We start from the raw sequence: 7,343 nt of genomic DNA on the forward strand, positions 1-7,343 counted from the left end.
CAACAGACTTGTGCATAAGGAATCGAGTGTGAAAAAAGCGATTTTATCTCTGCTGGCCGGGGGGGCGCTGTTTGCCCTTTTCGGCTGTAACAATCGGGGTGACACCGAAATGGTGCAGCCGACGCAAGTTGAAGAGCTGAAACCGATGCAGCAGAGCTGGCGCGGCGTTTTACCCTGTGCCGATTGCGAAGGTATCGAAACGTCGCTGTTTCTGGAAAAGGATGGCAGTTGGGTGATGAACCAGCGCTACCAGGGCGGAAAAGGCCCGTCGGTATTTGCCTCTTATGGTAACTGGGCGCGCACGGCCGATAAACTGATCCTTACCGATACTCAGGGTGAAAAAACCTGGTTCCGTGCGAAAGGCGATGCGCTGGAGATGATGGATCGGGAAGGCAATCCGATTCATTCGCAACTGAACTACACGCTGCAACCGGTGAAAGCGTCGCTTCCGGCAACGCCGATGGCGATGCGCGGTATGTACCGATATATGGCTGATGCGGCAGTATTTACGGACTGTGCAACCGGGAAACAGGTCGCAGTGGCAAGTAATGCTCAGCTTGAGCGCGATTATGCAGCTGCGCGCGGTACTGAAAGCAAACCGATTCTGCTGGTGGTGGAAGGGCATTTTGCCTTTGAACCGAACCCGGATACCGGCGCGCCACAGAAAGTGCTGGTCATTAATAAGAAAGGGCAGTTTAGCGCCAATAAAGACTGTGATGATTAAGCCTCTGACACCATAAAAAAAGCCCCGCGAGCGGGGCTTTTTGTCGGCTTAGCCTTTAATAGCTTTCACCAGATAATCAAGGATGTCGCCGGTTTTGATGAGCTGCTTCTCGCCGTTGCGACGATATTTGTATTCAATATCGTCGTTGTCGAGGTTGCGATCGCCGATCACCACTGTGTGCGGGATACCGATCAGTTCCATATCAGCAAACATCACGCCCGGACGCTCTTTACGGTCATCCATCAGCACTTCAATGCCCTGCGCGCGCAGTTCGGCGTAGAGTTTTTCCGCCAGTTCCTGCACACGGTAGGATTTGTGCATGTTCATCGGCAGCAGCGCAACCTGGAACGGTGCGATAGCGTCCGGCCAGATGATCCCGCGCTCGTCGTTGTTCTGCTCGATCGCCGCAGCCACCACGCGCGTTACACCGATACCGTAGCAGCCCATGGTCAGAATCTGGTTGCGGCCATCTTCACCCTGTACCGCCGCGTTCAGCGCCTGGGAGTACTTGGTGCCGAGCTGGAAAATATGACCCACTTCGATACCGCGTTTAATCAGCAGCGTACCTTTACCGTCCGGGCTTGGATCGCCAGCGACAACGTTACGGATATCCGCCACTTCCGGCGTCACGACATCGCGATCCCAGTTGATGCCGAAGTAGTGTTTACCGTCGATGTTCGCGCCCGCAGAGAAGTCGCTCATCGCGGCAACGGTACGGTCGATCACCACAGGAACTGGCATATTAACCGGGCCAAGGGAGCCAGGACCGGCATTGACCACGGCGCGAATTTCCGCTTCGGTGGCGAAAGTTAACGGTGCAGCAACCTGCGGCAGTTTTTCCGCTTTCACTTCGTTCAGCTCGTGATCGCCGCGAACCAGCAGCGCGACCAGCGGGTAGCTGCTGCCTTCAACGGCTTTCACCAGCAGCGTTTTTACCGTTTTCTCAATCGGCAGGTTGAACTGTTCAACCAGCTCGGCGATGGTTTTCGCGTTTGGCGTATCAACCAGCGTCATTTCCTGCGTGGCGGCGCCGCGCGGTTCTTTTGGCGCCAGCGCTTCAGCAAACTCGATGTTGGCGGCGAAATCGGAGGAGTCAGAGAAGATCACATCATCTTCACCGCTCTGCGCCAGCACCTGGAATTCATGGGATGCGCTACCGCCGATCGAGCCGGTATCGGCCTGTACAGCACGGAAATCCAGCCCCATACGGCTGAAGATTTTGCTGTAGGCGGCATACATTGCGTCATAGGTTTCCTGCAAGGATTCCTGAGAGGTATGGAAAGAGTAGGCATCTTTCATCAGGAATTCGCGGGAACGCATAACGCCAAAGCGTGGGCGCACTTCATCGCGGAACTTAGTCTGGATCTGGAAGAAGTTCAGCGGCAGCTGTTTGTAGGAGTTCAGCTCGTTACGGATCAGATCGGTAATGACTTCTTCGTGAGTCGGGCCGAGGACGAACGGGCGATCGCCGCGATCAACAAAACGCAGCAGTTCCGGGCCATACTGCTCCCAGCGGCCGCTTTCCTGCCACAGATCGGCTGGCTGTACCACTGGCATGGACACCTCAATCGCACCGGCGTTATTCATCTCTTCACGCACGATGTTTTCGACTTTTTTCAGGACGCGCAGACCGGTCGGCAGCCAGGTGTATAACCCGGAGGCCAGTTTGCGGATCATCCCGGCGCGCAGCATCAGCTGGTGGCTGATGACTTCGGCGTCGGCAGGCGTCTCCTTAAGAGTGGAGAGCAAGTATTGGCTAGTACGCATGTTGTTACGGTTCCATTTGGACAATCGGAACAGGCCCGAAATCAGGCCTGACACAAAAAAAGTGGTTTAGTTTATCAGCCTGGCAGAGATGCCAAAAGAGAGGGGAATAAAATTAGCGCGCTTCCAGCGCAAAGACTTCAAATCCCGCCGCCGTTACGCGCCAGCGCACATTAAAATCCAGCAGCCAGACGGCGTAAGTCTTCCCTTGCTCTTCCTCTTTTCGGTAGGCCGGACGCGGATCCTGCGCCAGCACTTCCAGCAAAAAGGCTTTGAAGTGGGGATAACGCTTTTCCAGCCCGCTAAGCTGCAACTCCACGTCGGATGTGAAGCTCACCGGGATATCGCCAACCGGCGCCTGCTGCGCGTAGCTGGCCTGCGCATCGGGTACGGCTTCGGCAAAAGGCAGATAAGGTTTGATATCCACAACCGGCGTGCCATCGACCAGATCCAGGCTACCGAGCTGTAAAATCACCTGATCTTTATGGCAGCGGATCCCTTTTAATTCGACCAGTGACATACCGATCGGATTGGGGCGAAACGTTGATCGTGTGGCGAACACGCCCATTCTTGCATTGCCCCCGAGCCGCGGCGGGCGCACGGTAGGACGCCATCCGCCTTCCATCGTTTGATGAAAAACGAAAAGCACCCACAAATGGCTGAACCCTTCGAGGCCGCGCACTGCATCGGGTTGATTATACGGAGGAAGCAAGTGAAGTTCGCCGCCGCCATGCTTCACCAGACCCGGCTGGCGCGGTACGGCAAACTTCTCTTTATACGGTGAACGGATAACACCTATTTGCCCGAAAGCAAAGGTACTCATTTTGCCGAAACGTCGAGTGCGGAACCCACACAGATGGCCTGGCGATAGCAGCCCGGAGTACCGCTGGTCACTTCGCAGCTATGCAACAGAACGGCATTGGCCCTGGCTTTTTTCGAGGCATTAATCTGCATGCGTTTGCGGGCGGTCGGGATGTTCGGCGGGGAGTCCTGGTTGCTTGCCTGACAGGATTCGCCGGTGACTTCACCCAGATCGCGGAACGGTTTACCCACTAAATCTTGTGCATCAGTGATGATGCGCACCGGGGCAGGGCGTGTCACTTTCGGTTTTACCGGCTCTGATTTTGGCGTCACTGCGCTACTTTGTACCGGTTCGACAGGGGATCTGCTTAGCAAGGAGCAGCCGCTCAACATGAGTGCTAATAAACAGATCGGTAAAGCACGCATAATCTTTCCTCAAAGTGATTTTCTTAACGCCGCTTATTGAATCAGGGACGTGTACAAATGACAAGGCGGGCTTTCGCCCGCCTTGAATGATATTACAGACAGAGGAGATTACCAGCCTTTCACCGCGCCGCCATTGAAGACTTTGTTCGCCGCTTCGTTCACTTCATCTGACTGATAAGCCTGAACGAATTTTTTCACGTTTTCCGCGTCTTTGTTATCTTCACGGGCAACGATCAGGTTCACGTACGGGGAGTCTTTATCTTCAACGAAGATGCCGTCTTTTGCCGGAGTCAGGCCGATCTGGCTGGCATAAGTGGTGTTGATCACCGCCAGTGCAATCTGCGCGTCATCCAGAGAGCGCGGCAGCTGCGGTGCTTCCAGCTCAACAATCTTCAGGTTTTTCGGGTTTTCGGTGATATCCAGTACGGTCGGCATCAAGCCCACACCATCTTTCAGTTTGATCAAACCCTGTTTCTGCAACAGCAGCAGGGAACGACCGAGGTTAGTCGGATCGTTTGGTACGGCGACCTGAGAACCATCCTGCAATTCAGACAGTGATTTGATTTTTTTGGAGTAGCCTGCAATTGGATAAACAAAAGTGTTGCCGACCGGAACCAGTTTGAAACCGCGATCTTTAATCTGCTGATCGAGGTACGGTTTGTGCTGGAAGGCGTTAGCATCGATATCGCCTTTGCTCAGCGCTTCGTTTGGCAGCACGTAGTCGTTAAAAGTCACCAGCTCAACGTCGAGGCCATATTTCTCTTTCGCAACTTTCTGTGCGACTTCGGCAACCTGCTGTTCAGCACCAACAATCACACCGACTTTAATGTGATTCGGATCCTTTTCATCCTGGCCGCATCCGACCAGCGCCAGAGAACCAAGCAGAGCACCTACGGCTGCAAAGGTCTTGAATTTAAAAGCCATGTTATTTCCCTTCTCTCAGAGTCGTTATGTTGTGTAACGTTATTTGTGCGTCACAGCCCGGACGATACGATCGCCCGCGAACTGAATTAAGTAAACCAGAACCACCAGTAATATCAGTACGGTATTCATCACTAATGGGTTATAGGTCACATAGCCGTACTGGATCCCCAGTTGCCCCAGACCACCGGCACCGACGGCACCGCCCATTGCGGAATAACCCACGAGGGTAATCAGCGTAATGGTCGCAGCATTAATGAGGCCCGGCAGCGCTTCCGGCAACAGCACTTTGCGGATGATCTGCATTGGCGTTGCACCCATCGCACGGGAAGCTTCAATCAAACCTGCCGGCAGCTCCAGCAAGGTGTTTTCCACCATACGGGCGATAAACGGCGCGGCACCAACCGTCAGCGGAACAATAACGGCGTATAGGCCAATTGAGGTGCCGACAATCACGCGCGTAAAAGGAATCATCCAGACCAACAAAATAATGAACGGAATGGAGCGGAAAATGTTGACCAGCGCAGAGATCACCCGATACAGACCCGGATTCTGCATGATCTGACCCGGACGCGTGACATACAACAGCACGCCAAACGGCAGACCCACGACAAAACCCAGCAGACCGGAGGCAAAGGTCATAAACAGTGTTTCCCAGATGCTGCGGGCAAAGAGCCACATCATTGCCTCAGACATAACCGAGTACCTCTATTTTTACATGGTGTTCCTGCAACCAGGCGATGGCCGCCTGGGTATCCTGCTGAGTGCCGTGCATTTCCGTCAGCATAATGCCGAACTTCACGCCGCCCGCGTAATCCATCTGCGCGCTAATAATGTTGTTGTTCACGTTGAAACGACGCGCGGTTTCAGACAACAGCGGCGCATCCACCGACTGACCGGTAAATTCCATACGCAACATCGGTACGCTGTTAGCCTGCGGTTCCGGCTGCAAGCGTTGTGCATAATCTTCCGGAATATCGAGATGCAGCGTGGACTGAATAAACTGCTGTGCCAGCGGCGTTTTCGGATGGGAGAAGACTTCACTCACCGTATCTTGCTCAATCAGTTCACCGTTGCTGATAACGGCCACGCAGTCGCAAATGCGCTTAACCACATCCATTTCGTGGGTGATCAGCAGAATGGTCAGACCGAGGCGACGGTTGATGTCTTTCAGCAATTCAAGAATGGAACGTGTTGTTGCCGGATCGAGCGCGCTGGTGGCTTCGTCACACAGCAGCACTTTCGGATTGCTGGCCAACGCACGGGCGATTGCCACGCGCTGTTTTTGCCCCCCGGAGAGGTTGGCCGGATAACTGTCATGTTTATCGCCAAGACCGACCAGATCAAGCAGCTCTTTTACCCGGCGATTGATCTCGTCACGCGGGGTATTATCCAGCTCCAGCGGTAATGCGACATTACCGAAAACGGTACGCGATGCCAGCAGATTAAAGTGCTGGAAGATCATGCCAATTTGGCGGCGAGCTTTAGTTAATTCCACTTCAGAGAGTTTAGTCAGTTCCTGGCCATCGACCAGCACACTGCCTTGCGTCGGACGCTCAAGCAGGTTAACGCAGCGGATAAGCGTACTTTTCCCCGCACCTGATGCGCCAATAACGCCATAAATTTGACCAGCGGGAACATGCAGGCTGACGTTGTTCAGCGCCTGTATATTACGGTTCCCCTGCTGGAACACTTTGGTGATATTCGAAAGTTTAATCATTAGATTATTTTTATCGTATAAGAGTTAGCCGTGGCATTTTGTTCTGCCGGTTACGGGCGTACCCGTAAACAGAGCGGATGGTAAGGCATCCAGACGTCTAAATCAATGTCGCTCGTAATGATGAGCACTTTCCTGCGTTGCGAAACATGAGATACTAAGCTTCTATGCCTTTTTCAGGAGTAAACCCGTGGCAAAGTCAGTACCCGCTATTTTCCTCGATCGTGATGGCACGATTAATGTTGATCATGGCTACGTGCATGAGATCGATAACTTCGAATTTATTGATGGCGTCATTGACGCCATGCGCGAACTTAAAGAGATGGGCTACGCGCTGGTTCTGGTAACGAACCAGTCTGGTATTGCTCGCGGTAAATTTACCGAAGCGCAGTTTGAAACGCTGACCGAGTGGATGGACTGGTCGCTGGCCGATCGCGGTGTGGATCTGGACGGTATCTATTATTGTCCACATCACCCGCAGGGAACCGTTGAAGAGTTTCGTCAGGTGTGCGATTGCCGTAAGCCGCATCCGGGGATGTTGATCTCTGCCCGCGATTTCCTGCACATCGATATGGCTGCTTCTTATATGGTAGGCGATAAAATAGAAGATATGCAGGCGGCGGATGCTGCACAAGTGGGTACGAAAGTCTTAGTGCGCACGGGCAAACCGGTCACCCCGGAAGCGGAAAAAAGCGCTGATTGGGTGATTAATAGTCTTGCGGAGTTGCCTTTAGCTATCAAAAAGCACCAAAAATAACCGTTATGACGAAAAGATGAGCGGTTGAAATAAAAATGCATTTTTCCGCTTGTCATTCCTCTCCGGCTCCCTATAATGCGCCTCCATCGACACGGCGCCAGCGAAGAACATCACGCAGCGACGTTAAGTCGGAAGAGAAAAAAATCCCGAAAATCGGGGTTGACTCTGAAAGAGGAAAGCGTAATATACGCCACCTCGCGACAGTGAGCTGAAAGCCGCGTCGCAACTGCTCT

The 7,343-nt window shown here is 53.3% G+C and carries 8 protein-coding genes; 2 read left to right on the forward strand and 6 right to left on the reverse strand.

Annotated features, from left to right (window positions below; all coding sequences use genetic code 11):
- The first annotated feature begins 28 nt into the window (after nt 1-28).
- A complete protein-coding gene (nlpE, locus tag DK872_RS17780) occupies nt 29-724 on the forward strand; it encodes an envelope stress response activation lipoprotein NlpE (protein WP_007373247.1) in 696 nt (231 codons plus the stop codon).
- Nucleotides 725-772: 48 nt separating this feature from the next.
- Here the strand turns inward: nlpE and proS are convergent, their stop codons facing one another.
- From proS to metN, 6 genes are all read right to left on the reverse strand, one after another.
- Nucleotides 773-2,491, reverse strand: a complete 1,719-nt coding sequence (gene proS, locus DK872_RS17785) for a proline--tRNA ligase (protein ID WP_107146853.1) — start codon at nt 2,489-2,491, stop codon at nt 773-775.
- A 112-nt stretch (nt 2,492-2,603) separates the two neighbouring features.
- Complete coding sequence (gene tsaA, locus DK872_RS17790; RefSeq protein WP_035886475.1) at nt 2,604-3,311, reverse strand: tRNA (N6-threonylcarbamoyladenosine(37)-N6)-methyltransferase TrmO; 708 nt, start codon at nt 3,309-3,311, stop codon at nt 2,604-2,606.
- Nucleotides 3,308-3,715, reverse strand: coding sequence for an Rcs stress response system protein RcsF (rcsF, locus tag DK872_RS17795; RefSeq protein WP_035886474.1), 408 nt, complete (start codon nt 3,713-3,715; stop codon nt 3,308-3,310). The genes tsaA and rcsF overlap by 4 nt, the downstream gene beginning before the upstream one ends.
- A gap of 108 nt (nt 3,716-3,823) precedes the next feature.
- On the reverse strand, nt 3,824-4,639 hold the full coding sequence (metQ, locus tag DK872_RS17800; protein WP_007373252.1) for a methionine ABC transporter substrate-binding lipoprotein MetQ: 816 nt from the start codon (nt 4,637-4,639) through the stop codon (nt 3,824-3,826).
- 39 nt (nt 4,640-4,678) lie between these two features.
- Nucleotides 4,679-5,332 (reverse strand): methionine ABC transporter permease MetI, encoded by a 654-nt coding sequence (locus DK872_RS17805; protein WP_007373253.1) that lies wholly within the window; start codon nt 5,330-5,332, stop codon nt 4,679-4,681.
- Nucleotides 5,325-6,356: a methionine ABC transporter ATP-binding protein MetN gene (gene metN, locus DK872_RS17810; RefSeq protein ID WP_161518617.1), complete on the reverse strand. Its 1,032-nt coding sequence runs from the start codon at nt 6,354-6,356 to the stop codon at nt 5,325-5,327. The genes DK872_RS17805 and metN overlap by 8 nt, the downstream gene beginning before the upstream one ends.
- Nucleotides 6,357-6,543: 187 nt before the next feature.
- Between metN and gmhB the strand changes: the two genes are divergently transcribed.
- Nucleotides 6,544-7,110, forward strand: a complete 567-nt coding sequence (gene gmhB / locus DK872_RS17815; protein ID WP_007373255.1) for a D-glycero-beta-D-manno-heptose 1,7-bisphosphate 7-phosphatase — start codon at nt 6,544-6,546, stop codon at nt 7,108-7,110.
- Nucleotides 7,111-7,343: the final 233 nt, after the last annotated feature.

It is taken from the genome of Kosakonia sp. MH5 (assembly GCF_009935945.1).
GTDB lineage: Bacteria > Pseudomonadota > Gammaproteobacteria > Enterobacterales > Enterobacteriaceae > Kosakonia > Kosakonia radicincitans.